Annotated in this window: 22 protein-coding genes and 1 pseudogene; 15 read left to right on the plus strand and 8 right to left on the minus strand. The window is 33.6% G+C overall.

Translation table 11 applies throughout. From position 1 onward, the window contains the following. Positions 1 to 197: 197 nt before the first annotated feature. The 4 genes and pseudogenes from ABWU24_RS06505 to ABWU24_RS06520 all read left to right on the plus strand — a co-directional run. Positions 198 to 497, plus strand: a pseudogene (locus ABWU24_RS06505) (DnaJ domain-containing protein); the annotation flags it as partial. Positions 498 to 2,183: 1,686 nt separating this feature from the next. Beyond that, positions 2,184 to 2,531: a ferredoxin family 2Fe-2S iron-sulfur cluster binding protein gene (locus ABWU24_RS06510; protein ID WP_015588471.1), complete on the plus strand. Its 348-nt coding sequence runs from the start codon at positions 2,184 to 2,186 to the stop codon at positions 2,529 to 2,531. A 7-nt stretch (positions 2,532 to 2,538) separates the two neighbouring features. After that, entirely contained in the window at positions 2,539 to 3,552 is a 1,014-nt protein-coding gene (locus tag ABWU24_RS06515; protein ID WP_015588472.1) for a hypothetical protein, read from the plus strand. Next, the gene (locus ABWU24_RS06520; protein ID WP_015588473.1) at positions 3,536 to 3,937 is read left to right on the plus strand and encodes a cytochrome c-type biogenesis protein CcmH; all 402 of its coding nucleotides are present in this window, start codon (positions 3,536 to 3,538) and stop codon (positions 3,935 to 3,937) included. Before ABWU24_RS06515 ends, ABWU24_RS06520 begins: the two co-directional genes overlap by 17 nt. 59 nt (positions 3,938 to 3,996) lie before the next feature. On the opposite strand, the gene ABWU24_RS06525 is transcribed toward ABWU24_RS06520, so the two are convergent. Then, on the minus strand, positions 3,997 to 7,266 hold the full coding sequence (locus ABWU24_RS06525; protein WP_353274623.1) for a UvrD-helicase domain-containing protein: 3,270 nt from the start codon (positions 7,264 to 7,266) through the stop codon (positions 3,997 to 3,999). Between the two features lie 74 nt (positions 7,267 to 7,340). Between ABWU24_RS06525 and ABWU24_RS06530 the strand changes: the two genes are divergently transcribed. The 5 genes from ABWU24_RS06530 (at position 7,341) to holA (ending at position 10,682) form a co-directional block, all read left to right on the plus strand. Then, a complete protein-coding gene (locus ABWU24_RS06530) occupies positions 7,341 to 8,207 on the plus strand; it encodes a 4-(cytidine 5'-diphospho)-2-C-methyl-D-erythritol kinase (RefSeq protein WP_015588475.1) in 867 nt (288 codons plus the stop codon). Between the two features lie 3 nt (positions 8,208 to 8,210). Next, entirely contained in the window at positions 8,211 to 8,558 is a 348-nt protein-coding gene (locus ABWU24_RS06535; RefSeq protein WP_007302686.1) for an Mth938-like domain-containing protein, read from the plus strand. Further along, positions 8,552 to 9,361, plus strand: a complete 810-nt coding sequence (locus tag ABWU24_RS06540; RefSeq protein WP_015588476.1) for a metal ABC transporter permease — start codon at positions 8,552 to 8,554, stop codon at positions 9,359 to 9,361. The genes ABWU24_RS06535 and ABWU24_RS06540 overlap by 7 nt, the downstream gene beginning before the upstream one ends. A 113-nt stretch (positions 9,362 to 9,474) precedes the next feature. Next, positions 9,475 to 9,657 (plus strand): hypothetical protein, encoded by a 183-nt coding sequence (locus tag ABWU24_RS06545; protein WP_015588477.1) that lies wholly within the window; start codon positions 9,475 to 9,477, stop codon positions 9,655 to 9,657. Positions 9,658 to 9,662: 5 nt separating this feature from the next. Then, on the plus strand, positions 9,663 to 10,682 hold the full coding sequence (gene holA / locus ABWU24_RS06550; RefSeq protein WP_015588478.1) for a DNA polymerase III subunit delta: 1,020 nt from the start codon (positions 9,663 to 9,665) through the stop codon (positions 10,680 to 10,682). A 230-nt stretch (positions 10,683 to 10,912) separates the two neighbouring features. Here the strand turns inward: holA and gltX are convergent, their stop codons facing one another. Both gltX and ABWU24_RS06560 read right to left on the minus strand, forming a co-directional pair. After that, positions 10,913 to 12,247, minus strand: a complete 1,335-nt coding sequence (gene gltX / locus ABWU24_RS06555; protein WP_015588479.1) for a glutamate--tRNA ligase — start codon at positions 12,245 to 12,247, stop codon at positions 10,913 to 10,915. 147 nt (positions 12,248 to 12,394) lie between these two features. Continuing rightward, positions 12,395 to 13,187 (minus strand): IS5 family transposase gene (locus ABWU24_RS06560; protein ID WP_341815401.1). Its coding sequence is split into 2 segments (ribosomal slippage): positions 12,395 to 12,922 and positions 12,924 to 13,187, totalling 792 coding nucleotides; the frame shifts between segments, so codons are not numbered across the junction. 150 nt (positions 13,188 to 13,337) lie between these two features. Between ABWU24_RS06560 and typA the strand changes: the two genes are divergently transcribed. Continuing rightward, positions 13,338 to 15,167 carry a translational GTPase TypA gene (typA, locus tag ABWU24_RS06565; protein ID WP_135352958.1) on the plus strand — a complete coding sequence of 610 codons (1,830 nt, stop codon included), beginning with the start codon at positions 13,338 to 13,340 and terminating at the stop codon, positions 15,165 to 15,167. Between the two features lie 306 nt (positions 15,168 to 15,473). Beyond that, positions 15,474 to 16,700: a CCA tRNA nucleotidyltransferase gene (locus tag ABWU24_RS06570; protein ID WP_341815957.1), complete on the plus strand. Its 1,227-nt coding sequence runs from the start codon at positions 15,474 to 15,476 to the stop codon at positions 16,698 to 16,700. Here ABWU24_RS06570 and ABWU24_RS06575 read toward each other — a convergent pair. Beyond that, positions 16,693 to 17,160, minus strand: a complete 468-nt coding sequence (locus ABWU24_RS06575; RefSeq protein WP_353274625.1) for a hypothetical protein — start codon at positions 17,158 to 17,160, stop codon at positions 16,693 to 16,695. The two genes, ABWU24_RS06570 and ABWU24_RS06575, sit on opposite strands and share 8 nt — an antisense overlap. A 94-nt stretch (positions 17,161 to 17,254) precedes the next feature. Here ABWU24_RS06575 and ABWU24_RS06580 point away from each other — a divergent pair. Continuing rightward, positions 17,255 to 18,260, plus strand: a protein-coding gene (locus ABWU24_RS06580; RefSeq protein ID WP_353274215.1) for an IS630 family transposase whose coding sequence is annotated in 2 segments (ribosomal slippage) — positions 17,255 to 17,764 and positions 17,766 to 18,260 — 1,005 coding nt in all. Because the reading frame shifts where the segments join, the coding sequence is not laid out codon by codon here. Here the strand turns inward: ABWU24_RS06580 and ABWU24_RS06585 are convergent. From ABWU24_RS06585 to ABWU24_RS06600, 4 genes are all read right to left on the minus strand, one after another. After that, entirely contained in the window at positions 18,168 to 20,273 is a 2,106-nt protein-coding gene (locus tag ABWU24_RS06585; protein WP_353274627.1) for a hypothetical protein, read from the minus strand. The genes ABWU24_RS06580 and ABWU24_RS06585 overlap by 93 nt on opposite strands. Before the next feature lie 101 nt (positions 20,274 to 20,374). Beyond that, the gene (locus ABWU24_RS06590; RefSeq protein ID WP_341815959.1) at positions 20,375 to 20,908 is read right to left on the minus strand and encodes an HK97 family phage prohead protease; all 534 of its coding nucleotides are present in this window, start codon (positions 20,906 to 20,908) and stop codon (positions 20,375 to 20,377) included. 252 nt (positions 20,909 to 21,160) lie between these two features. Beyond that, complete coding sequence (locus ABWU24_RS06595) at positions 21,161 to 21,481, minus strand: hypothetical protein (protein ID WP_341815960.1); 321 nt, start codon at positions 21,479 to 21,481, stop codon at positions 21,161 to 21,163. A gap of 264 nt (positions 21,482 to 21,745) precedes the next feature. After that, on the minus strand, positions 21,746 to 22,105 hold the full coding sequence (locus tag ABWU24_RS06600; RefSeq protein ID WP_341815961.1) for a hypothetical protein: 360 nt from the start codon (positions 22,103 to 22,105) through the stop codon (positions 21,746 to 21,748). A 151-nt stretch (positions 22,106 to 22,256) separates the two neighbouring features. Between ABWU24_RS06600 and gap the strand changes: the two genes are divergently transcribed. From gap to ABWU24_RS06615, 3 genes are all read left to right on the plus strand, one after another. Then, positions 22,257 to 23,228 (plus strand): type I glyceraldehyde-3-phosphate dehydrogenase, encoded by a 972-nt coding sequence (gap, locus tag ABWU24_RS06605; RefSeq protein ID WP_341815963.1) that lies wholly within the window; start codon positions 22,257 to 22,259, stop codon positions 23,226 to 23,228. A 3-nt stretch (positions 23,229 to 23,231) separates the two neighbouring features. Beyond that, complete coding sequence (gene tatC / locus ABWU24_RS06610) at positions 23,232 to 23,990, plus strand: twin-arginine translocase subunit TatC (RefSeq protein WP_211908050.1); 759 nt, start codon at positions 23,232 to 23,234, stop codon at positions 23,988 to 23,990. Positions 23,991 to 24,145: 155 nt separating this feature from the next. Beyond that, the gene (locus ABWU24_RS06615) at positions 24,146 to 25,186 is read left to right on the plus strand and encodes a magnesium transporter (RefSeq protein WP_341815964.1); all 1,041 of its coding nucleotides are present in this window, start codon (positions 24,146 to 24,148) and stop codon (positions 25,184 to 25,186) included. The last annotated feature ends 133 nt before the right edge of the window (positions 25,187 to 25,319 follow it).

Raw genomic sequence — 25,319 nt, forward strand, 5'->3', positions numbered from 1 at the left:
ATATAAATTAATCTGTTGTTGGAATGATTCTAAGCCTTCATTTTCACAACTCATTTTTCTACAAATTTTCACTCTATTTGTTAATAAATTGACAAATATTATAATATATGCTAAAATATTTATATAGCACCAGTTCTTTCATAAAGACATAGTATTGCTAATGTCATAAAAAATGTATCAAAATAGTAGAGAAACAAATGCCTGATTATTATGAAATATTAGGAGTAAAAAGAGATGCTACTCACGATGAGATAAAAAAAGTATATCACAAATTAGCATTGAAGTTTCATTCAGATAAATTGTATAAGGAAGTGCAAGAGTTAGATAGGTTAGAGAAAAAAAAGAAGGACGGAGAGCTACTATCACAGTCGGAAGAAGGTCAAATGGCTGAACTTAAAGAGGAATTGGAAAAATTCAAGGAAATATCAGTAGCATACCACGTGTTATCTGACCAAGCAAGCAGAAACCAGTACGATAGGGGAGAGGATTTTAGTCAACAGGAGTGGTCGTGGACAGAAGAAATGCTTAAAACAATAAGTGAATTAAAACAAGAAGGGAAAAGAGAAGAAATTTTTTATCAAACATTCATTATGTATGATTCGAAAAATCAAAAATTAATCAGAGAGGAAACAGAAAGGCTAAACAAGCGTTTTGAACAAATAGAAGAGATGGGCAAATCCGAAGAGACTGAAGAATCAACCGAATACAAATATCTAAGGACTATTCTGGAATTGTCGAGAAATATCGAGTCAAATGAGTATGAAAAGTGTTCTGATATAATGAAGAAAGTTACAATTGCTGCTGGTGACATTACATCTCTAGTGCAAATTGCTATTAAGTACAATCGTGTGGAAATTTTCAAGCTCTTTGAAGAAAGGACAGAAATATCACAAAATGACATCTTAAGCTGTGCTTGTGAATACAAATCTGAAAAGTTTTTGGATTATTTTTTTAATAAGTACTTAGATATCAACTATAAAGATAAAGAAGGAAATACAGCTTTACATCATACATTAAAACGGTTGGATTTGGATAAATCGAAATACCAAGGTTTTGTTAAGTCAGTTCTTAGTAAAGGTGCAGGGCTTGATGTTGAAAATAAAAAAGGTAAAACTCCGTTTGATCTCTTGCTTAATTATGTTCAAGGACATCCTATAGCTAAAAGAGTAGAAAGATTAAATTATGTTGCGGAGTTGCTTAGTTGTTGTAAAAGCGATGAGCTAAAGAAACTAGAAGATACTCCTGCGTTGAATAAACTAGTAGATACTATTGTTCAATATAACCATAAAGAAGCTCTAGATCTCCTAGTCGAAAATAATATAAAAATTTCAAGTATTACTTTAAAAAATATCGTTACAAGCGATTGCGATAAAAAGATTTTTGGTTGCTTTTTACATAAAAATAAAATTGACTATCAAGATGAAAGTGGAGGTACAGCTCTACATCATGCTTTAAGAAACTTGCACTACGATAAGTCAATGCTTTGCAAAGTTGAATCACTTGTGAGTGCAGGTGCAAGATTTGATATTAAAAATAACCAAGGTGAAACTCCGTTTGATCTCTTGATTGAATATGTTGAGAAGGGGTTTTATGGTCAAGCGTCAAGGTTAAGTTATGCTTGGAAGTTGTTTAACAAATGTGAAAATAAAGATGTACTAAAAGAGCTAAAATATAAAGATGGTACTCCTGCATTAGATAAACTAAATGAGCTTCGTATTAAGTGTCGTAATACTTCTATCATAGTTGCTTCTACGTTAGCAGTAGTAGGAGTTGTTTTAGGGGTAGCTATTGCAGCTCATTCAGGAATGTTAGCGGTAGGGATAGGAATTGGAGTTTGTTGTCTTGTTGTTGCTGTAATCACATACCATTTTAGTAGTCCTGCAAATTTATTGAAGGATAGCAATGCTAAAGATGTAGTTAATACAATAGGATTAGTAAAATCATAACTTAAGATCAGGAGAAATGGCAGATCAAGTTCAATAACGCTAATTTATTAATATATTTACTAAAATCTCAAGCTAAGAAAATTCCATGTTTACAATTCTGTGAGATGCTGGTGGTATCTGTCTTACTTTCCTAATAGGAATACAGATTACAAGAGATAGGCGATGGAATTGCAAAGAGTTTGCAAATAATAGTTATTATTTGTAGAATATATAGAAGTTAGTAGAGATTTTAATAGTATGCCATCCGTTACTTTTATTTTACCTGATGGAAGTAAGAAAAGCTATGAAGCTGCAGAGGGAGAAACTCTGCTTAATTTAGCCCACAGAAGTGATCCAGATCTGCTTGAAGGTGCATGTGAAGGCTCTCTTGCTTGTTCTACATGCCATGTGATTATTGATCCAAAATTTTATGATGTTGTAGAAACACATAATCCTATATCTGATGAGGAAAATGATATGCTGGACCTAGCTTTCGGCTTAACAGAGACATCAAGGCTTGGGTGCCAGATAAAAATCACAAAAGATATTGACGGTTTATGCGTAACCGTGCCCAGAGGTACAAGAAATATATCATTAGATAAATAAGAGGATCATGCGTAAAATTTTTGTCTATATTCTCATCTCCTTACCTTTGTTTATTCCTCTAGCGTATAGTGGTTTTTGGTATTTTTCTGCATTTAAGGTAAAAAGTCTTTTAACTGATTACATTAATGACGAAAAAGTTGATATTTCACATGATTTTAAGGGATTTCCTTTTAACCTAGTTTTTCATGTAACGAATCCAAAGTTTTCTAATGAGCAATTAACTGTTTCATCTGAAGCTTTAGTGATAAAAAACAGATTATTTGATAAGTCAGTATATATCTATATACCAAGCAATAAAGTAAACATTGCTGTCCGTAGTGATGAGAAAAAGAATATAAAGTGTCACACACACGTGAGTAGCCACTTTGTTGTTAAACTAAATGATTTACTATCTTCATTAAAATTCAACAGAAATAGCACTGTAATAGACTATATAGATACATTTCGTTACGAAGATTATGGATTAAAATGTGATGTTTTAGAAAATCAGCAAAGTGTTATAACTGAAGTGAATGATAAAAGTAATTACATTCAATTTCACTTTGATAAAGAACTGAATGAAAATACTAAACTAGAATTTGATTTTTATACTTACCGTTATAAACATACTGCAAGTCCTGCAAATTACCTTAGTGTCGACGCTAAATTAGATTATGAATTTGTAAACCATATTTCAGCTTCTAAGATTAATTTCAACATAGAAAAATTTTTGATTGAGAGTAATAACTTTTCTATTGCTGCGAATGGTGGAGTAAGTAATTACAATTTAGTTACATCTTCATTTGAAGATAAAATCAATGTAGCCATATCAAATTATAAAGAATTAATTTCGTTTGTGACTAATGATTCAAAGACTGCAGATAAATTGGAAAAATCAATATCTTCCTTATCAGAAAAAATCACTAATAACGACATTCAATTTTCAATAAAGTACGACAATAATGTAGGTTCAGGCTTTATTGGAAAATTATCCACTACTGATTTTATCACTCAATTCACCAAGAATGAGAATAGTAATTAGCTTACTTTTTACATTGATATTCCATTTAAGCATAAATGCTTTTACTTTGGATGATAAACTAAGAGACGAAAGCATGGAAGAGCGAGCAAGTAGCTTATTTGCAGTAATAAAGTGTCCAGTATGCTCTGGTGAATTATTATCCGAATCTGAGTCTCAAGTTGCATATGTTATGCGTAAGACAATTCGCAAGAAGATCAGTGATGGATATACTAACGAGCAAATAGTTTCAGAGTTAAAAAATTCTTATGGAGATTCAATTATCATTGTACCACCTGTAAAATCTAGTACCTACATTTTATGGTTTATTCCTTTTATAATTCTTCTTATTGGATGTTTTCTAATACGAAAATCAGTTCAGAAAATAGATAAGGTAGTAAAAAGATAACTATAGAGTAAAAGTGAGTTTACAACAAATGCAAGTAGCTACTATACGAACATTTGAGTTTAGATCAAAGATTGTAAGGTTAAATCTTCCATCCAAATAACCACGCACTCTACCTGCTTATCTGGGTAGACTTCTTGCACTAAGGTTTTATAGATCAACATTTGCTTTTTTATTTCATTTAATGAGGAAATAGAAACGTTATGGTGTGATTTATAGTCAATTATGATTGCTTTGTCTTCTGTTATGCACAGTCTGTCTAGCCGCACTAATACTGGTTTTCCGTCAATTGTTCCACTAAGTGGAATTTCTGATTTGCCCTCCAAGTCGAACAGGTAATCATATTTTTCATTAAAGGTTAATATTTTGCTGTAAATTTCATCCTTATTTTCACTAGTGTTTATGCTATCAAGATATTTCCTAACCCAATTTTTTCTCCTGTCTTTCTCTATCTTGGGCATATATTGCAATATACTGTGAATTATTAAGCCTCTTGCATAGCTGTCTGTCGTCCCAATGCTCCTTTTTGTCATTCCAGCATTCTCATCTGTCATCCCAGTGCTTGACACTGGCTTTTTTTCTCCAGGTTCCAGTGTCACGTGCTGCAATGACATTGATAGGTTTGATGGAGGTGAAATCACTGGAACATCAAAATAATCACGTTTTTTATAAATAGAAGGGTAGTTTGCATTCATGCATAGCACTTCAACTTTTTCTTTAAATATCGGCTGTAAGTATAGTTTTTTCCTCTCATATAATGCTCCATATTGAATAACTAGATCATACCAAGAGCCCTTTTGCACTGGCTCTTTGCCTAAAATGTATAACTCATCTTCAGCACGCGTAAGTGCCACGTACAGCAAACGCAAATATTCGTTATAATCCTCTAGTTTTTTCTCTCTTTTTACTTGATTACAATAAGCATTACTATTTTTGCCACACCAAAATGGTGCTTCCGTTGCATCAAACAAAATATTTTCGCTGTTTCTTGGTACTGTATTTGTGTCAACTAAAAACACTATTGGAGCTTGTAGACCTTTTGATTTATGAATTGTCATTATTCGTACAGCATTGAGTTCTGATTGCATATCGTTTTTAATCTCAGGATTATTTTCTTTGATCCACTGAACAAATGCTTGAAGAGATGGGTGCTCAAATTGCAATACGAGGTTCATAAATTCGTCTAGAATCTCGAAGCACTCAAGACCTAGCCTTGCAGCAAATTTCTTTTTACCTGTGCGTAATATATGCGTGAATAATGTAAGAGGGGATTTTGTCTGAGATAAGTTAATCAGATAGTTTAATTCGCTATAAATAACCTCATGATAATCATGAATTTTTTCCCACAATGACTGCTCTTTACGATTATATGCAATATTGAATAAATCGTCCTCAGTAAAGTTAAATAGCGGTGATTTTAAAACATTTGCAAGAGCAAGATCATTTGCCTGGAGGAGCAAAAATTCAGCCAAAGCTATTAAGTCCTGCACAGCTATGTAATCCATAATTCTAAAATAATCTCGGCCTATAACTGGTACATTTACTTTTTTTAGTTCACTTATTATGTAGTCAACTAGCGCATTTCGTTGCCGTACCAAAATCATAATGTCCCTTGGTTCTATATGGCGATCTTTGGCGACTAAAATCCGCCCTTCGTTTAACCAATTGTGAATTCTTTGGGCTATTGCCTGAGCAAGTAATCGATCCTTTACTACATAATCTTTCCTCTGTGTTAAATGAATTTGTAAGGCTTGCTGCTCTTCCTCTTCATATCCTGGCAGTAACGGCCAAATTTCAATGTATCCTTGATCGTTTTCTCTATATGGAATATGTTTTATCTTGTTATCATTGAAAGATATTTCTTCACGAAAATTGTTAAATATTCTGTCTACAAGCATCAAAACTTCTGGAGTTGAGCGAAATGACTTTTCAAGTTGACATGATACCCAATCTCTGCCACCAGTTTTCGTGTGAAAATATTGCTGCATGTAATTAAATAGATGGGGATTTGCTCCTTGAAATCTGTAAATTGATTGTTTTACATCGCCAACAACAAATAAAGTTCTCTTTTCATCACTGCCGGTAAAAAATTCATCGCAGAGACTTGTTATAATTTTCCATTGACTAATACTATTGTCTTGTGCCTCGTCAACAAGAATATGGTCTATTTTTTGGTCTAGATTAAACAATATCCAATCTTTATTGCCTGGATTGCTAAGGAGATTTGTTGCTAAATTGATGATATCATCATAATCAAGCAGTGCATTCTTTGATTTTTCATTATTATATAGATCAATATATACTTTAAATATACTAAGTAAACTACTGGTTCTTCCGAATATTTGATAAGAATTTATGTCCTTTACATGGGTAAACAATGCATTTTGAATGCTTTCTATCATTTGCTCTACGTCTTCAAATTTTTCCAAAGCACCCTTTGTTATAATGGATGATATGCTCTTTTTTTCGTACGATTCTGATTTGAGAAATACTTTAGCTAAGTTCTCTATCTTGTTGTCATCCCAGTGCTTGACACTGGGATCCATATTTCTTTTTTTCTGGGTCCCAGTGTCAAGCACTGGGATGACAACATCTGGTACGGACGATTTTGTGCTATTACACCAATCATAAAGTATCGCACTGTAACTCTGATCCCTTTTGCTTCCCTTACTTAATATTTTAGCTAATCTTTTTATCTGCTCAATCGTTTCATTCTGTAAATTGTCAATCTTGTCTGGGAAGCTTAGTTTATCTTTTATATATCCTAAATTATTTTCTAGAGCTGATCTCTTTATACATAAGGTATAGAGCAAATCACGCAGCTTATTTTCATCAATTTCAGCTGCAACGATATTGATATCGTCCTGCACAGTTTCGTTATGAAGCGTTTTTTCAAATACGATGGAATGCAATTCTTTACATTCGCTCAACGTACAATTTGGAGCGATACCAGCTTCTGTAGGAAAGCTGGAGATTAATTTGTAACAAAAGGCGTGTATAGTTTGAATATTAAGACCAAGATTTTCCAGTTCAGAAAAAAGCCTTCTTGCTCTTGTTAAATAATCTTTATTTTCTCTGGTCACATACTGGGCTAATTGTTCTAAATCTGCGACCAATATACCCTCTGGACATATTGCCCACTTACTAAGTGTACTGTAAATGCGATTCTCCATTTCATTTGCTGCAGCATTGGTAAATGTTAAGCAGAGAATATTTCTCTTATTCTCTAATAGAAGTCTTAATACTCTGTCTATTAAGATCTTTGTTTTACCTGTACCAGCTGATGCACTTACCCATACAGAGAAGTTAGGATTTATGGCATTTGATCTCATTGGGAGTGTATAAAGTTTGACTGAAGTGGCATTTCAAGTATAGTAAATAAGATAGTGTTAGTGAAGATATACAGATGGAAAGTTTTTGTGTAAAGGCTCCTGCAAAGATCAATCTTTTTTTACATATTATAAATAGAGAAGAAAGAGGGTATCATTTAATTGAAAGTTTGGTTGTCTTTGCTAAACTTTCTAATTTTTTAGAGATAAAAGTAGGAGAAAAAAACTTTAGATATGATAACTCTACAGTTCAATTTGTAAACTCTGAGTTTAAAATAAATTATCGATATAATACTATAACGAAAGCATTGAGTCTACTGCTTAGGTACGCTCCTATACGAACTAAAGTCACTGTAAAGGTTATAAAAAATGTACCAATTGCTGCAGGATTTGGTAGTGGTTCCTCAGATGCTGGAGCTGTGATACGCACGCTAGGAGAGCTGTGGGATATTGATAGGCAAATTTTAAGTGATATAGCTTTAAGCGTTGGTGCTGATGTGCCTGCAAGTGTAGATAGTAAGCCAGTTTTTGTTAGAGGTGTTGGTGAGGAATTATGTCCCATTAAACAATGCTCTTTACCCATAAGTCTGGTACTTGTGAAACCAAAAAAAAAGTTTTTGAATACATCAGAAGTATTTTCCAAGTATAAAGAGGATTTCTCTAATCCAATTAAGTGGAGTGATAACAATGAGGAGAATTTGTTAGAGCTTCTTAAAGAGACAAAAAATGACCTTCAAGAAGCAGCAATAGGTTTTGTACCTGAAATTCAGAATGTAATATCAACACTAGAGTCACAAGAAGGCTCTATACTTTCTCGTATGTCAGGTAGTGGTGTAGCATGTTTTGGAATGTTTGATAGTGAAGAAAGTGCAAAAGCTGCAGCGGCAAATATCAAAAAGGAATATCCAGAATGGTGGGTGTGCGACACAGAATTAATAGTTTGATTTATGCCCTTAATTTCCAAGAAGAAAAATCTTATAGATGGTTACAGGGAAGAAAGATTTTGGGTAAATAATCAAGAATATCATGGCTCAATTATAATTTTTCCTGAAAAGGTGATTGAATTGAAAGAAAGTGATATAAATAACAAGGAGTATTTTAAATCTTTTTTAACAGAGGAAATAGAGATTTTGATAATAGGTACTGGTAAGATACGCGATTGTTCAATGAAGTCTTATCTTATGGAGCAAAAGAATTTAAATTTTGAATTTATGACGACGGGTTCTGCATGCAGAACCCATAACGTTTTAATATCTGAAGATAGATTTGTTGTCAGTTATCTGATAGCATGTTAGAGATATTTACACAGAGTTTTTTTATAAACAGTCTAATTGCGGTAATTATGATTAGCCTAGTCACAGGAGCTCTAGGGTCATTTATGATATGGCAAAGGTTATCGTATTTGGGTGATAGTTTGTCCCATTCGTCATTGCTTGGTATTGCACTTGCTTTGATCTTTAATATCAGTCCATCGGTAAGTATAATGCTCATTGCAATTATGTTTGCTATACTACTTTCTCTTAATTTTAATAAATTATACTCTGCTGATACGATATTGAACATAGTTACCAATGTAGTTTTATCATCGAGTTTAATACTTATGTCTTTTCTTCCATCAGGTAATAATAGTATTATTAGCTCACTTTTTGGTGACATATTAATGATTGACCAAAGTAATATAATATCAATTTTTCTAACCTCCGTAATAGTTACTTTGATATTAATATTTAGATGGCGCTATTGGCTGATGATTTCGATTAATCAAGATTTGGCAACAGTTGAGAAAGTAAATGTTAATTTTGTTAGGCTAGAATTTTTGATTATACTCGCTATCTTTATTGCAATTTCTGCTCAATTAATAGGAATATTACTCATTGCTGCATTTTTGTTAATACCTGCTGCATCAGCAAGACTCATTTCAAAAACTCCAATGCAAATGATTATTGTTGCAACAGTTTTTTCTGTGATTTCTGGAGTATCAGGTTTGATATTATCTGCAAGTTTTGACTTATTAACTGGACCTGCAATTATACTTATCGCAGCTGTGTATTTAATCATTGCTTATTTTATAAGATTGGTGTTAAGTAGATCGACTTAATTTTGGTCTCGAAAGTTCATAATTCATTAACAAATGAGTGTAACTATCTGAGCGTAAAGTAGTTTTTGCTACGTTGTTTTATGTGCTAATTGTTAATTTGTGGAGTGAAAGATATGGCCGAAGGATTTTTTTCTAGATATATAGGACAGCCTATAAAAAATTTTTATAATTATGTTACGGGAAAGAAAGAAGTGTCTGATGATATGCAGAATACAGCAAATCAAGAAAGCTCAGAATTGTTGGAAACTGATGTGCAATCAAATGATGTGCCACCAAGTAGTGATAATATAATATAGATGGCATGAGAATTACGCCATCTAAAGTTAAAAAATTCCTTGAGAAACCCGATACTTTAAGTGGTGTATTAATTCATGGGAGTGACAATAGTAAGGTCGATATTTTTGTACAGGAAATAATTGCCAACTTGAATGAGTATTCAGTTCAGGTGATGGATTTTGCAGTAGTGAATAAGTCGCCTGGCTTGTTATTTTCCGAGTTGGCAAACATTTCGATGTTTACTAAAAAAAGGTTAGTTAAGCTGATAAATGTCAGTGGAAGTATATCTAAAGAGTTAAGAAACATATTGGATCATAATATAGGCGATCATTATATAGTAATGATGGCAAATGATCTTCCATATAGTTCTACAACTAAAAGTTATATGGAAAGCTCAAAAATTTTCGGTGTCATTACCTGCTATAAGGACAGCGGTAGTAATCTTTGTGATATTATATCAAGTTACTTGAAACAAAATGATATAGAGTGCACAAGTGAGATAATCTACCACTTGCAGTCTTATTTTAATCATAGCAAACTGCCTATATATTCAGAGCTTGAAAAATTAGCTTTATATCTAGGAAAAAGAAAAGATCTTAAACTTGCTGATATAGATCTATGCTTTTCAACCTCCGGCAATGATTATGTTACACTTGATAATCTGTGCTCTGCAATAGTGAGTAAAGACATGGGACAATTCATCAAAATTTCTGATGTATTGATATTACAAGAGAATTTTTCACCGATAGCATTAATCCGTATTATATCAAATTATTTTCTACGACTAGAAAGCGTTTTGCTGTTAATACAAAATGGAATGAATGAACAAGCTGCAATTGACCAGCTGAGTCCTCCATTGTTCTTCAAGCAATTGCAGAGTTTTAAATCTCATTTGAAAAGTTTGCAACTTTCAGAACTTAAGAAGATCTTAGAAAATTTGATGAGCTTGGAAGTGACCTGTAAAAGAACTGACTTGGACCATAAAATGATCTTTCAGCATGAGATTAACTATTGGTGTTATTCGTTCAGCAGAGTAGTAAAATAAGGTAGACGAGAAAAAACAACTAAATGTTGTTATGAAAGTAGCTGACACTGGCATCCAGAAATATGGGATATGTATAGAAGTTATTTTAAAATACAACGTTTTGGCAAGATTATGGATTCCAGTGTTAGCTACTTGAATGACAGGAGCAGAAACTGGAATGACAAGAAATCTAATATTTTCACGTTTCCTGAACAATGCTTATTGGTGTCATTCAAATACATCCAGTGCATTTAAACCTTTTGTATAATTCTTTGACTTTCTTCTAACCTTGCAACAATGCTCTCTCTACCGATAAAAATTAATAATTTAGCGAGTTCTGGACCTGTTTCTGTTCCTGTTAAAGCGAGGCGCAACTGCATAAATAGATCTTTTGCCTTTATATCAACTGTCTGTCGAATATTTTTAACCCACTCTGATAATGTGTTTTCATTACAATCACCTTTAGGCAATGAACTTAGCGCTATTTTTATAAACTCTTTATTAAGAACCACAGGCTCTATACCAAATTTGCATGTTTTCCACCATTTGGCCACCTCAGAAAATTTTTCTATATTACTCCTTATAAAATACCAAAACTCTGGGCCAATTTGACTTAAACGATCTTGCACCATTTCAAATGGCATTTGTTGCAGCACTTTGCTATTTAGCTTATACATTTCACTCAAGCTGAATTGTAAAGATGCTGAGCTAAATTTTTTAATATCAAATGAGTCAATTAAGGGCTGCATATTAATATGAGCTTCTATCGGATCAGACGTTCCAAGTTTTGCTAAATAGCTAATTAGCACCATTGGTTCAATCTCATCTTCTCTTATGGACTTAATATCCAGCCCGCCTTTCTGTTTCGATATTTTGCTATCATCAAAATGTAGTAGAGGAAGGTGAGCAAATATAGGAATTTTCGCTTTTAATGCTTGAATCATTTGAATCTGAACTGCGGTGTTAGTTACATGATCTTCGCCACGTACAATATGGGTTACATTAAAGTCAACATCATCAATAACAGAAGGTAGCATGTACGTATAAATTCCATCTTCTCTTTTTACCACAGGGTCGCTAATGTGAATTGTTGCAATATTTATTTCACCTTTAACTTCATCATTCCATTTCACAACTTCATTTCTATTCAATTTAAATCTAAAGTGAGGTGTTCGTCCTTCTTGCTCATAACGAATTTTCTCTTGCTCAGTTAGAAGCAACGCACCTTTATCGTAAACAGGGGGAAGTCCTTGTTTTAACTGCAATTTTCGTTTAGTGTCTAATTCTTCTCTCGTTTCATAACATGCATAAATATGACCTTCTTTCATTAACTGTAAGAACACCTCGTTATAGCGCTCAAAACGCTCTGATTGCTTGAAACTTGAATTCCAATTTATACCAATCCATTTCAGATCTTCTATGATATTATCTATATATTTAATATCTGAACGCTCAAGATCAGTATCATCAAAACGTAGTAAAAATTTTCCATTTTGATTACGTGTGTACATCCAACAAATGAGTGCAGTGCGTATATTTCCTACATGGAGATAGCCAGTTGGACTTGGAGCGAATCTTGTTAGCATTTAAATGATTACTTTAGTTTATTTTCATTTTATATAAATGTACTGCTAAAGCAAGATTCTTCTTCTTTGTCTTGGTGTTAGTTGCTACAAAGTACGGCGAACATGAAACCTTTTTGTTAGAGTTCCATGATCTGCCTAAGAGCCTGTTCATAATCTTTTCAGAAGCAAAGCAGCGAAAGCAAGAACGACCATTTGCAGGCTAGTGTTGAGTTTCCGCTCGCAATTTTTCCACAATCGCCTACATTTTTGCAACCAAGCAAAAGATCTCTCAACAACCCATCTTTTCGGCAATACGACAAAGGTGTGTAATTCGTTTCGCTTTATTACTTCAACGGTAGCGCCAATAGTTGCTTTTATTTGTGTTGCAAAATTTTCTCCTGTGTAGCCAGCATCAACTAGTATATTTTTAACTTCAGATAGGTTTTCTTTAGCATTTTTAACCATTCTCACAGCGCTACTACGATCAGTTATTTCTGCCGTTGTTATATAAATTGCGTGGGGTAAACCTTGTGTATCTACCGCAATATGGCGTTTTATTCCTGAAACCTTTTTGCCTGCATCATAGCCTTTTTCTTCAGCAGTATCTGCATTTTTTACGCTTTGTGCATCAATTATGCAGAAGCTGGTTTTTTCTTTCCGACCATTGTTTTGTCGGACCACGCCAACTATTTTTTTTTAATACCAGCTCCAGAACACTTTCTTTATTTGCATCTGCTTTTTCACTCCACTTCTTAAAATAGTCGTAACAATTCCGCCATTTTGGAAACTCTTTTGGTAACATTCTCCACTGGCAGCCACTTTTTAAGACGTATAACACTCCACAAAATACATGATATAAATCAAGTGTTCTTGGCTTTGTCCTCTTCCTGCAAGACTCCAGATCTGCTACAATAATCTCAAACTTTTCTCGACTTATATCACTTGGATATAAACTTCGCATATCCTACTTTATATACTTTATCCTCTCATTCTATCCCTTTTTTGAGATCACGTACAGGCTCTAAAATACTCTGAAAGCACGGCTTTAGTTATTTACTCTAAATATATTATACGTATACTTGTTATTAAATTAAATTTGAAATGATAAGAAATGAGTGAATTTAAATCGATCCGCAATATTGCAATAATTGCACACGTTGACCACGGAAAAACTACTTTACTTGATAACATGTTAAAACAAAGTGGCACGTTTCGTGAGAATCAAGAAGTTCAAGAACGAGTGATGGATAGTGGTGATCAAGAACGTGAACGTGGGATTACAATACTTGCAAAATGTACGTCAATAATGTGGGGTGATGAGAAAATCAATATCATTGATACACCAGGACATGCGGATTTTGGTGGAGAAGTGGAAAGGGTGCTCTGCATGGCAGATGGTGTATTACTACTGGTTGATGCTGCAGAAGGTCCAATGCCACAGACTAAGTTTGTGTTGTCAAAAGCACTAAAGGCAAATTTAAAACCGATTGTGATAATCAATAAGGTTGATCGACCAGACAGCAGAATTGATGAAGTACTAAATGAAATATATGAGTTATTTTTTAACCTTGATGCAACCAACGAGCAACTAGATTTTCCAGTACTCTATGCTTCAGGTAGAAATGGTTGGTGTGCTAAGGAGCTATCTGATGAGAGAAAAGATTTAAGCCCATTATTTTCAACGGTGATAGATTACATAAAACCTTCCGTTTATGATCAAAATGCACCTTTTGCTATGCTAGTTACTTTACTTGAATCTGATAAATTTCTTGGCAGAATATTGACAGGAAAGATTTACCAAGGAATCGCGCAAGTTAACTCAGATCTTAAGGTAATTGATCTTGATGGTCAAGTGGTTGAGCGAGGGAGATTAACTAAGTTACTCTCATTTTCTGGTTTAAAACGTATTCCGGTAGAGCAAACTGTAGCAGGTGACATAATTGCCATTGCAGGACTTGAGAAAGCTTCAGTTTCAGACACTATAGCAGCACCAGAAGTTACAACTGCGATCAGCTCAACTCCAGTTGACCCGCCAACGATGGCGATTACTATAAGCGTTAATGACTCACCTTTTGCTGGGCAAGAGGGAACAAAACTTACCTCAACTGTTATAAAAGATCGTTTATATGCAGAAGCAGAAACAAACGTTGCAATTACTGTAACTTTGGCTCCAAGTGGTGAAGCATTTGAAGTAGGTGGACGTGGTGAGTTGCAGCTTGGGGTACTGATTGAAAATATGAGAAGGGAAGGTTTTGAACTTTCAGTTTCACGGCCTCGAGTGCTGTTTAAAGAAGAGGATGGCAAAAAACTTGAACCTATAGAAGAAGTAGTAATTGATGTGGATGATGAATATAGTGGGATTATCATGGAGAAACTTAGCTTTCGAAAAGGTGAAGTAACTGACATGAGACCTTCTGGTAGTGGCAGAACTAGGTTGACATTTTTAGTGCCATCAAGGGGATTAATTGGCTATCAAGGAGAATTTTTAACTGATTCTCGCGGCACTGGTATAATCAACCGTTTATTTCACAGTTATGCTCCACATAAAGGTTCAATTTCCGGAAGGCGTAATGGGGTTTTAATTTCAACAGACAAAGGCGAAGCAGTAGCGTATGCAATTTTCAATCTGCAAGATAGGGGAATTATGTTTGTTAAGCCACAAGATAAGGTATATTGTGGTATGATTGTCGGTCAGCATAGTCGTGACAATGATTTAGAAATAAATGTACTTAAAGGTAAGCAATTAACAAACGTAAGAGCTTCAGGTAGCGATGAAGCTATAAAGCTTACTCCACCAAAAATAATGACACTGGAGGATATGATAGCATATATAGACGATGATGAATTGGTAGAAGTAACTCCAAAATCTATACGTTTGCGTAAGAAGTTCCTCGATCCAAATGAACGTAAACGTGCAGGAAGGGCGAAGAATAAGGAGTAATCAAAAAGTATCCATTCAGCAGAGTGGCAAAAAAGCCCAGTGTCAGCTACTTAAGTGACAGCAGCAGGTACTGGGATGACAATAGAAGGCTATTGTCTGTAGAAAGATGTCATTCCAGCGTGTGACGCTGGAATCTAGCTTTTTATCAGAAACGTTGTATTACTTTTATACTTATAAGTTTCTAGACAGTGGATTTGTTGTAGACTTACTCTATCACTTTACCCCCTTATTTTACCACTCTTCTGACTATATATTTTTATATGAGGCTTTTTGCAAAAATTTTGCATTTTGTGTAACATGATGTATATGAAAATTGATCATGAAGTTAGTATAATTATTGAATCAATAGAGAAATTTGGTGGCGAGGCAAGGCTTGTTGGTGGATGTGTTAGAGATTCAATTTTGCAGCGTGAAATTCACGACATTGATCTTGCTACTAATCTGCTGCCTAATCAAGCAATTAAAGCGCTCAAGCTTTGCAATATAAAGACTATTCCAACTGGTCTGAAACATGGAACTATCACTGCAATTTTAGACAAAAGATCCTTTGAGATTACAACGCTAAGGCATGATGTAAAGTGTGACGGTAGACATGCGAAGGTAGAATTTACTGATGATTGGCAAGCTGATGCTTCAAGGCGCGACTTTACGTTTAATGCTCTTTATGCAGACAAGCATGGCCATATATACGACTACTTTGGTGGAATTGAAGATTTAAAAGCACGAAAGTTAAGCTTTATAGGTAACGCTGAAGATAGGATTAAGGAAGACTATCTACGTATTTTAAGAGCGTTTCGTTTTCACGCTAAAATATGCATAGGAGATTTAAGTGATGAAATATTGGATGTGTGCAAAAAGCATTCGCACATGATTCAAAACCTCTCTGGAGAGAGAATAAGAGAAGAAATATTTAAATTGCTGGAGTGTGATAATCCTGCTCCAACACTTAAGAGCATGCAAAAATCTGATGTTTTACAAAAAATTATTCCAAAAGAAGTAAAATGCGAAATTTTATCTTCACCACTTCTTATCAACACTAAACCTCCTACAAAACCCTCAGCGTATGGCCATACGCCTTTCCTAGATCCCACAATCGATGCACTAACAAAATTAGCGTTGCTTATTAGGACTGCCGAAGATAGAGCGAGTCTTGGAGAAGAAGTGAGCAAGTTTTTACGTCTTTCAAATAAGCAAAAGAAAAAACTATTATTTTTATTATCAAACAATATCAAAGCAGAGCTTTCAGAAAAAGAGCAAAAGAAATACATATCTTTATTTGGTAAGGAATTATATTGTGACTTAATGAAGATTTGTGGTATTGAGTCTGGAATAAATGTTGATGAGTATATTTCATTTGCTAAGATGTTTAACATTCCAAAATTTCCTTTATCTGGTGATGATTTAATAACTATAGGTCATCAACCAGGAAAAAATTTAGGTAGAAACTTAGAATTGCTACGACAACACTGGGAAGGCAGCTCCTACACTTTAACAAAGGAGGAGCTGATACTTTATGCTAAGAGCTTTATTTAAATCTTCCTTTACTTACATTTGTCGTATTGCTGTGACTCATGGAAGAGTTAGGTGTGTATTCTTTTTTAGCTTTATCTGTTAATTCATATTCATTGTTTTCTTTTGAAGTTTGAACGCACATTCCCTGATCTGGAGATAAAAATTTATCTCTTATACTTGATGCCAGTTGTTGAATCTTATCTGAAAAACATTTCATTTCAGCTTCCGTTAACTTCTGCACAACAAATTTTTTGACTGAGTCATTATTGCTAACATTTTTCTGAGCCAAAAATTCTGTGAAAGAATTTATTATCGCTTTACTATCTTCTTCATTTAAATACAACTTTTCTGCACACCTCTCAACAAAAATTACCTGTTTGAGATCATGTTTTTTAACAAAATCTTTAGCAAGTTCTTCAACAACTTTGTTAAACTTAGTTTCTATGATCGCTTTTCCAGATTTAACCAAATTCTCTTTCAACAGTGCAAGTAATACCAATTCCCACTATATAAAGAACAGATAGACAATAATGGGAAAGAAGTGATACTAAAGTAGATAAAATAGAGAGGTATAAATGGCATTAAGGTCAAAACTATTAGACGAAAAAGTTGTAAATTTGGCGAAAGAAATGTTAAAAAAGGTCAGAAATAACGCATATGTTTCAAAAAAGTTACAAGCGGTGATAGCAGGAAAAGAAAGTAGTATAAGCGCTGTGGCAAGAATATGTAAAATTTCAAGGACTGCTTTGACTGAATGGATAAAGCATCTAAAATTTGGTAGAGTAGAAAGATTATTTTCCCCGTCTCAGCGGCGAAGAAAAAGCAAATTAAACAAAAATCAACGTGAGCAAATTGAAATATGGGTAGAAAGAAATCCAAATATTACTATTAAGGAAGTGCAAATAAAAATCTCAGAGGAATTTGGCCTAAACATTAGCAAATCAACAGTGCACCGTGAGATACAAAGGATGAAGTTTTCTTACATAACACCGAGGCCAATTCACCATAAACAAGATAAAAACAAGCAAGAAGAGTTTAAAAAATACTTCAATAAAATAGTCAATTCCCACCCTGAAAAGGAGGTATTTTTTTGATGAATCACGATTTGGAACTCATTCAAAAATCGGACACGGATGGTTTAAAAAAGGGGTCAGAACACAGGTTAAAATGAAAATTGGTAGACAAAATTTCTATATCTACAGTGCGGTAAATCCAAGAAGTGGTAAGAAAATTAGCCTACTTGCTCCATATGTAAACACTGATTGTATGAATATATTTCTGGAGCAGATGTCGAAAGATTTAGGCACGAAAGAAGCCTTTCTTGTAATGGATTGTGCAAGTTGGCATAGATCAAAAAGTTTGAAAATTCAGGAAAACATTACCATCATATACTTGCCTCCTTATTCACCGGAACTGAATCCTGTTGAAAGGTTGTGGCAATATATCAAATACAATACTTTACGCAATAGTATCTACGATACCATAGGTTTACTTGAAGATGTTTTGTGTAATTTTATTGTCAATATTTCCAGTACTACTATTAAACGAGTTTGTAATGTTTCTTATTTGTTCGGTCAGTAATGGATTTTGGTATAACTTATTGCTTTCAAATTTACCATCACTTTGATTTGATAGAGATTTTATAGTTTCACCAAGCACGTTATGGCAAAAGTGTTTTCCTTCAAATTCAGGAAAACCTTTTTTCAACTCTTCATTTTTCTTAGATAAAAAGTTCTTGAAACCGTTATCCCTACGAAGCTTATTGGTAAGGTTCTGCAATTTTGACGAGGTTGATTTACTAGAGCTTATAGTTGATTTTGCAGTAGATGCTATACTCACTGTATCTAGCGCTTTTGCTTGTTCTTTTGTATCTTCTGTCAACTTTCCATTTTGTTGTTCACTTCCAGCTACTGAATTTTCAATTTGTTGTATTTTCAACTTATAATCTTCTCTAAGTGTTTCTGAATGTGCTTTAACAGATGACAGTGTAATATTCTGCGAAGATTCTAATTTTTTCCTTAAACTATTTATTTCAGCTAACAGACCTTTTTTTTCTTCCTGTAACTTTGTAATATTAGCTTTCGCTTGATCTTCTTCTTGCTTACGTTTCTCTTGTAACTGCTCAATCTGCTTCTCTTGCTCTGCAAGTTTTTTTTCTAACATTTCTATCAGATTCGAATGAGTTTGCTTTAAGCTATCATCTATTCCAGATGATTCCCACTCTTTACCTTTTTCTAATGTCTGTACTTGTTCTTGTAGACTAGCAATCTTACTTTCTAATTCTTTTTTCTCTGTTTCAGTAGCACTTAGTTTATTACTTGAATCACTTTTATCTTTCTCTGATTGTTGTTTAAGATTCTCTACTTCAGCATTTTTTTCCTCAGCGTGTGCTTGTAATTTGGTAATTTCATCTTCTAATTCTTTTTTCTCTGTTTCAGCAGCATTTAGTTTGCTAATTGAATCTTTTAATTCATCTTTTTCTTTCTCTAATTGTTGTTTAAGATTTTCTACTTCAGCATCTTTTCCCTTAGCTTTTTCTTTCAATTCGTTAACTTCATCTTCTAATTCTTTTTTCTTTATTTCAGCAGCATGTAGTTTACTACTTAAATCTTGTAATTGATTTGTTAGACCAGTATTTTTTTGCACTAATTGTTGCTGAGAACTTTCCAATTTTTTTTCTAAATTTAGTATTTTTTCCTCAGCTTGTGTGAATTCTGCTTGCTTCTCCTTAAGTTGATTTTTTAATTCCTTTATTTGAGTATCAGACTTGTCTTTTAACTGACTAACTTTACTTTCTAAATCTGTGTTTTGCGCTCGTAGAATTTCATTATCTTTCTTCACAGTTTCATTTATATCTTTATTTTTATCAGTAAGTGAAGTAATTAAAGCGCCTTGTTTTTCTATTTTTTCCTCTTGATCAAGTATGATTTGCTGTTGTGCGTTATTTTTATCCTCCATTTCCTTTTTCTCTTGTTCTAACACTTCATTTAATTGCGTTAAACTACGTATTTTCCCATCTTTTTTTTCTATCTCTACTGTGAGCATTTCTATTTTATTTACAAATTCTTTACTGCGCTCAATTAATTCTTTCTGCGAATCTAATATCTCCTTAGACTTCTCCTTGAACTGTGCTAAAAATTCTTCTCCTCGTTTTTGTGTAATTGCTTCTAATTCTTTATAACTCTTTTTAATTTCTTCAAGTTTAGACTTTAACTCTTCATTTTCTAATTCTAAGTCTTCAATCTGCTGTGCTTGTGCTGCAAAAAATTTAGCAAATATTTCTTTTTCCTCTCCTAATGATTTCACTTGTTCTGTAAGTTCGTTCATTTCTTTCAATTTTTCTTGTAATTTCTCATTTTCATCCTTCAATTCCTTTTCTCTGTCAGAGTTGAAAAGATTATCAGTCTGCACTCCATTAACCACAATAACTTGATTGTGGTGTAGGATATTCTCTGCCCATTTATTCCATCTCCCTGGCAACATTCGTCCGATTGTTTTTAGATATAGCCAAGCAAACACAGTGGATAAGCTGTATTTTTTTTCCTTTTGTTTAATACTAGATTCGTAATTAACCTTATTGTTAGCATTTAGCATAAAATTACCTAATTTTTAAAGTACTGAAGTTATATATATTAATATAATTATTAAATAAATAATAATATAAATGTTAAATTGTGTGAAAATTTTTATAGATTTTAAGTAGAAATACACATATTTGTAAGCACAGAATTTGCTTTTTCTATTGCTCTTGCTAACATTTCTTGTTCATTGTAATGATTCTTCACATTGATTACCTGAGCTGACAAATTTGCAGGGAAAGTGACCAAACTAACTTCCCATAGCTCCACTTGTTTTAACACTCGAACTCCGCTTTCATGATCAACATCATACTCTATTGGTATATAGCCAATCGAAAGCCCGTTAATAATTCCAGTTTTGAGCATTAAATATGCTTCCTCTGCTTTTTGAATACCCAAAAGCAAATGTGCAGTTATATATAGGCCAATATCATTTTGGCAAATATCTGTAATATTACCTATAGGCTCACTTGGATTGTGCTGCCAAAGAAGTTTTATCTGACTTTTATTTAAGTTATTCTTAAATGCTCCAGGCAATATCAGATCATTTTGCTTATCAACTATATTAAAAACGCTCGCATAGCCAGAAAATACTCCGTTTTCTTCTATGCTTTTTATTGATAATGGTGAATAGAGAAATTTCTTATTCATAAGTCCTCCTTGTAAATTATGCTATTGGGTTTGCCAGCGCTCTGAGCCAGCTTAAAATGTTGTATAGATTGTTTTCCTATATCTCAGGATGAGTATAAGACACTGCAATATAATTCTATTGTATGCAGTGCTTTAAAAATGGGGAAGTACTTTTTTTAGTTATAGAATTTATCGTTTTATGTACAGAAGGGTAGGGTTTGCTGCGCGTTAGGTTGCTCAACAGCAGCGTTTTCCAGATTTGTAGAAACAGCTTCATTTGTAGCTTTTCCTAGAAGGAAGCCAAATCCCAAAGAAACAGCGGCTATAAAACCATTCATTAATGCATGTTTCTCCCTCGTATTCTTGATAGATTTTAGAATATATCATTGTGCCTAAGAATACTCCAATCATTGATCCAACCAGTTTACTTGTTTCAGCTACTTTCTGTCTTTTCAACTCAACTTCTCTTAAACCTTCATTATTGGCTTCATTCAGGTTTAAATTTCTTTCCAACTCTTCTGATGTTTTCTCCTCAGCATCTTGGGATTTTGTTGATGAACTTTTCTGTAAATTTTCTAATTCTTGTGTGTCCATCAACACCTCACTATTAAAGCTTAAGTACAAATCATACAGCACTATAATTGTTTAGTCAAGGTAAATACTAGTATATTAAGTAAATATTTACTATATTAATATGATTGATTAAATTCACAACTAATTGTTTGGGGGAATAAAAAGATTGTGTTTTGTAGGTAATTTGCGTAGCGGAAGGTGTTACTCCAGTTTTACAACACCCGGGGTAACGATAAAGAAGGAAGTAGAGAAAGTTATATGTAATAGTTTAAAACTATTACAAGCTTATATGCTCTGTCCTTGAATATTTGTTTGTTCAATAGTAATACTTTCCAAATTTTGTAAAGATTCAAATTCTTCTTGCATATCCAGTATGTTTTCTATTACTTGCTGATCTTCATCTCTTTCTTCTAATTGAAATGCTGCTGCCTCTTGAGGTGCTTCTAGCAGTTTTTTTAATATTTCTGTGCGCAGTTTCTCTGTTATTGATTTCCACTGTAGCATTACTAGCATTTCATTTTGCAGCACTGACATTTTCTGTAATGTTTTCACTTCTTCTGACAGTCCTTTATTTTCTTTTTGCAATGCTTCTATTTTTCTTTGCTGATACTGATTATCTGAATTTGTCATTGGTAATCCATGCATAACCTACTCCAAGTTAAAATTTAGATATTATTAATTAAGTGAGACAGTTTCTTTAGTCAATCAATATATTATAACATTAGGGTTAACAACTAAAAGAATAGAATGAAATATCAGGCAATATTTCCTATAATTAAACTTTTAAGATGGAAAAATGACAATTCGTGTAGGAATTAATGGTCTTGGTAGAATAGGCAGAAGTGTATTGCGTGCTATTTTTGAAGTAGAAAACTATAGCGAGCAAATAGAAGTTGTGGCGGTAAATGGGTCGCTCAGTGCTGAGCAGCATGCACATTTGATTAAATATGACTCTGTTCATGGTAAATTCAGTGGTGATATTGGTTTTAACGAGTCTGAAAATTGGCTATCTATAAATGGCAGGAAATTTTCTTTATATAGAGAACGTGGCCCTGAAAATATTCCTTGGAATGTTGATGTAGTACTTGAATGCACTGGTGCATTCAACAAGCGTGCGGAAGCAGCAAAGCATAATGCAGAGAGAGTAATTGTCTCTGCTCCAGTTTCAGATGCTGACGTAACCATAATTTACGGCGTAAATAACGATATACTAAAAAAGGAGCATAAGGTGATCTCAGCAGGCTCTTGTACTACAAACTGTCTGGCTCCGATTGTACAAGTTTTACACTCCAATTTAGGTATAAAAAGCGGTTTTATGACCACTATACATGCCTATACGAATGATCAAAATATTCTTGATGGCAACCATAGAGACTTACGCAGGGCAAGAGCTTGTGGCCTTTCTATGGTGCCAACTACAACCGGAGCGGCAAAAACAATTGGTTCTGTCATTCCTCAGTTAAAGGGTAAACTAGATGGTACTGCTATTAGAGTTCCGGTTAGCAACGTTTCTATGGTTGATTTTAAATTTTTAGCTGATAAGAGAGCAACAACTAAGGAAATAAACGAAATATTTAAGAATTCAGCAAATCATGTGTTTTCCGTATGTAACGAGCCTTTAGTTTCAATAGACTTTGTCCATAACCCTTATAGTGCAATTGTGGATTTAGCTGGTACATATGTCACAGGTGATATCTGTAGAGTTGCAGCATGGTATGACAATGAATGGGCTTTTTCATTGAGAATGTTAGACATAGCGTTATTGTAAAGTATGAACGAAAACTCACAAAAATATGCTTCATTTTATGAGCACTTTGCGGAACTTAGAAAAAGAGTTATTTTTTGCTTTCTATTTTTTTGTGTTACCTTCGGGTTTTGTTACTACTTTAAAGAAAATATATACCGCTTTTTACTTGCACCTTTAATAGAAGTTACAAAAGATAGCAATGATTTTTCTCTAATCTATACAGACTTAACAGAAGCGTTTTTTGTATATCTCAGGGTTGCAATAATGAGTGCACTGTTGTTTTCTTTTCCTGTGTTTGCATGGCAATTCTACATATTTCTAGCACCTGGCTTATATAAGAGAGAAAGGGCAGTGTTATTGCCATACTTAATTGCAACACCGGTTTTGTTTGTAACGGGAGCCGCTGTAGTTTACTACTACATATTTCCCTTAGCCTGGAAATTTTTTATTGCTTTTGAACATAGCGGTAAATCTTTCGGTATACCGATAGAGTTTATGCCTTCAGTTAGTGAATATTTAGACCTTGTTCTCCAGTTTATGTTTGCATTTGGCACTGCATTCCAAATTCCAGTCATACTCACTTTAATGGTAAGAGTAGGGCTAATCACTGCACAAAGTTTGTCAAATAAACGCAGAATTGCAATAGTGGTAATTTTCATTATTGCCGCAATCTTAACTCCACCTGATGTTCTGAGCCAAGTGGGGCTTGCAATTCCTATGCTGGTGTTATATGAGCTGTCTATCCTGATATGTAGATATATTGAGAAGAAAGCAAAGGATTGAATCAAGAATATTATTTATAAACAAAGAATGAGCACCGGAGCGCTTTTTTTTGTTTGAGTGTTTTTGGCACCACAGCATTTTATTAATTTATTGACTTATTTGCTTAAATATATAGCAATTAAAGTATGTTATTATTTTGAATAGGAGAATTTTATATGCCAAAATATGAAGAGTTAAACGGAACACAACAAGGATCATATGATAAGTTACAGACTTCGATAAAAGAAGGTGAGAATATTATTAATCTTCTTACAGGATTTTCAAAAGAGGATTTGCTGAAAATTCTTACTACTGTGAAATGTTTTAATAGCAACGATCAAGAACATACTCTAACACTGCTTGGCTATGCTATAAGTCTTAAGAACTCGTTAAGTAGTCAGAGATATATTACAAATATTCTAAATGTAGCTAAAGAGAAAGATATATTAGAAGAAGTTCTTACTAATGCGAATATAAAGATCAAGTTTCCAAATGGTCAAGAATGTACTTTAACACCACTTGTCAATGCTATTGCTATTAATAAACAGAAAGGCATTCAAGCTATCCTAGATGTAGCTGAAAGAAATAGTATATTAGAAAAAGTTCTTACTACTGCGAATATAAAGATCAGGCCTTCAGATGGTGAAGAACATACTCTAACACCGCTTGACTATGCTATAAGTCTTGATAATCAGGAAGCTAGTCATAAAAGCATTGAAGCTATTCTAGATGCAGCTAAAAATGATAATATGTTAGAAAAAGCTTTCGCTAATGTAAGAAAAGATCATCTTAACAAAACCAAGGAGGTTTTAGAAATATTAAAAAATCAAGAACAAGATGAAAAGGAAAAAACTAAAATTGATGGTTGGCTGGAAGTACTTAAAAAGATCATTTCTGGTTGCGAAAGTCAGGAACAATCTTCAGTAGCTGAAAGCAGCGTACCTCAAACTGAAGGAAATATAACTAAAGATACAGTAAAAACTACTAATAAACCAATAATCATTGGTAGTGTTTGTGGTGCCATAGCTGCATTGGCAGTTGGGTTAGGATTGTATTTTAGTGCTGCATTACCGGTATTGCCTATAATTGGTATAGCTGTAGCTGCTGCTGTATTAGTTGGACTTGTTGCTGGTGGTATTACATATGTAATGTCAAAGCTTAGTGAGAATCTAGATATAGCTAAAGTAAGACAAGGAGTTGTTGATAGTAAGGGGTAACAGTATATAGTTAAGTAAAAGGAAGAAGTGACTTCTTCCTTTTCTTCAGGTTTTCTATTGATCGTATATTCACAGCATTAAGTTCGATAGGTTGCTGTGTAAAAGATTAGGAAGTAGTTTTGTTAGTATTGAA

The organism is Wolbachia endosymbiont (group B) of Hofmannophila pseudospretella (assembly GCF_964028515.1).
GTDB lineage: Bacteria > Pseudomonadota > Alphaproteobacteria > Rickettsiales > Anaplasmataceae > Wolbachia.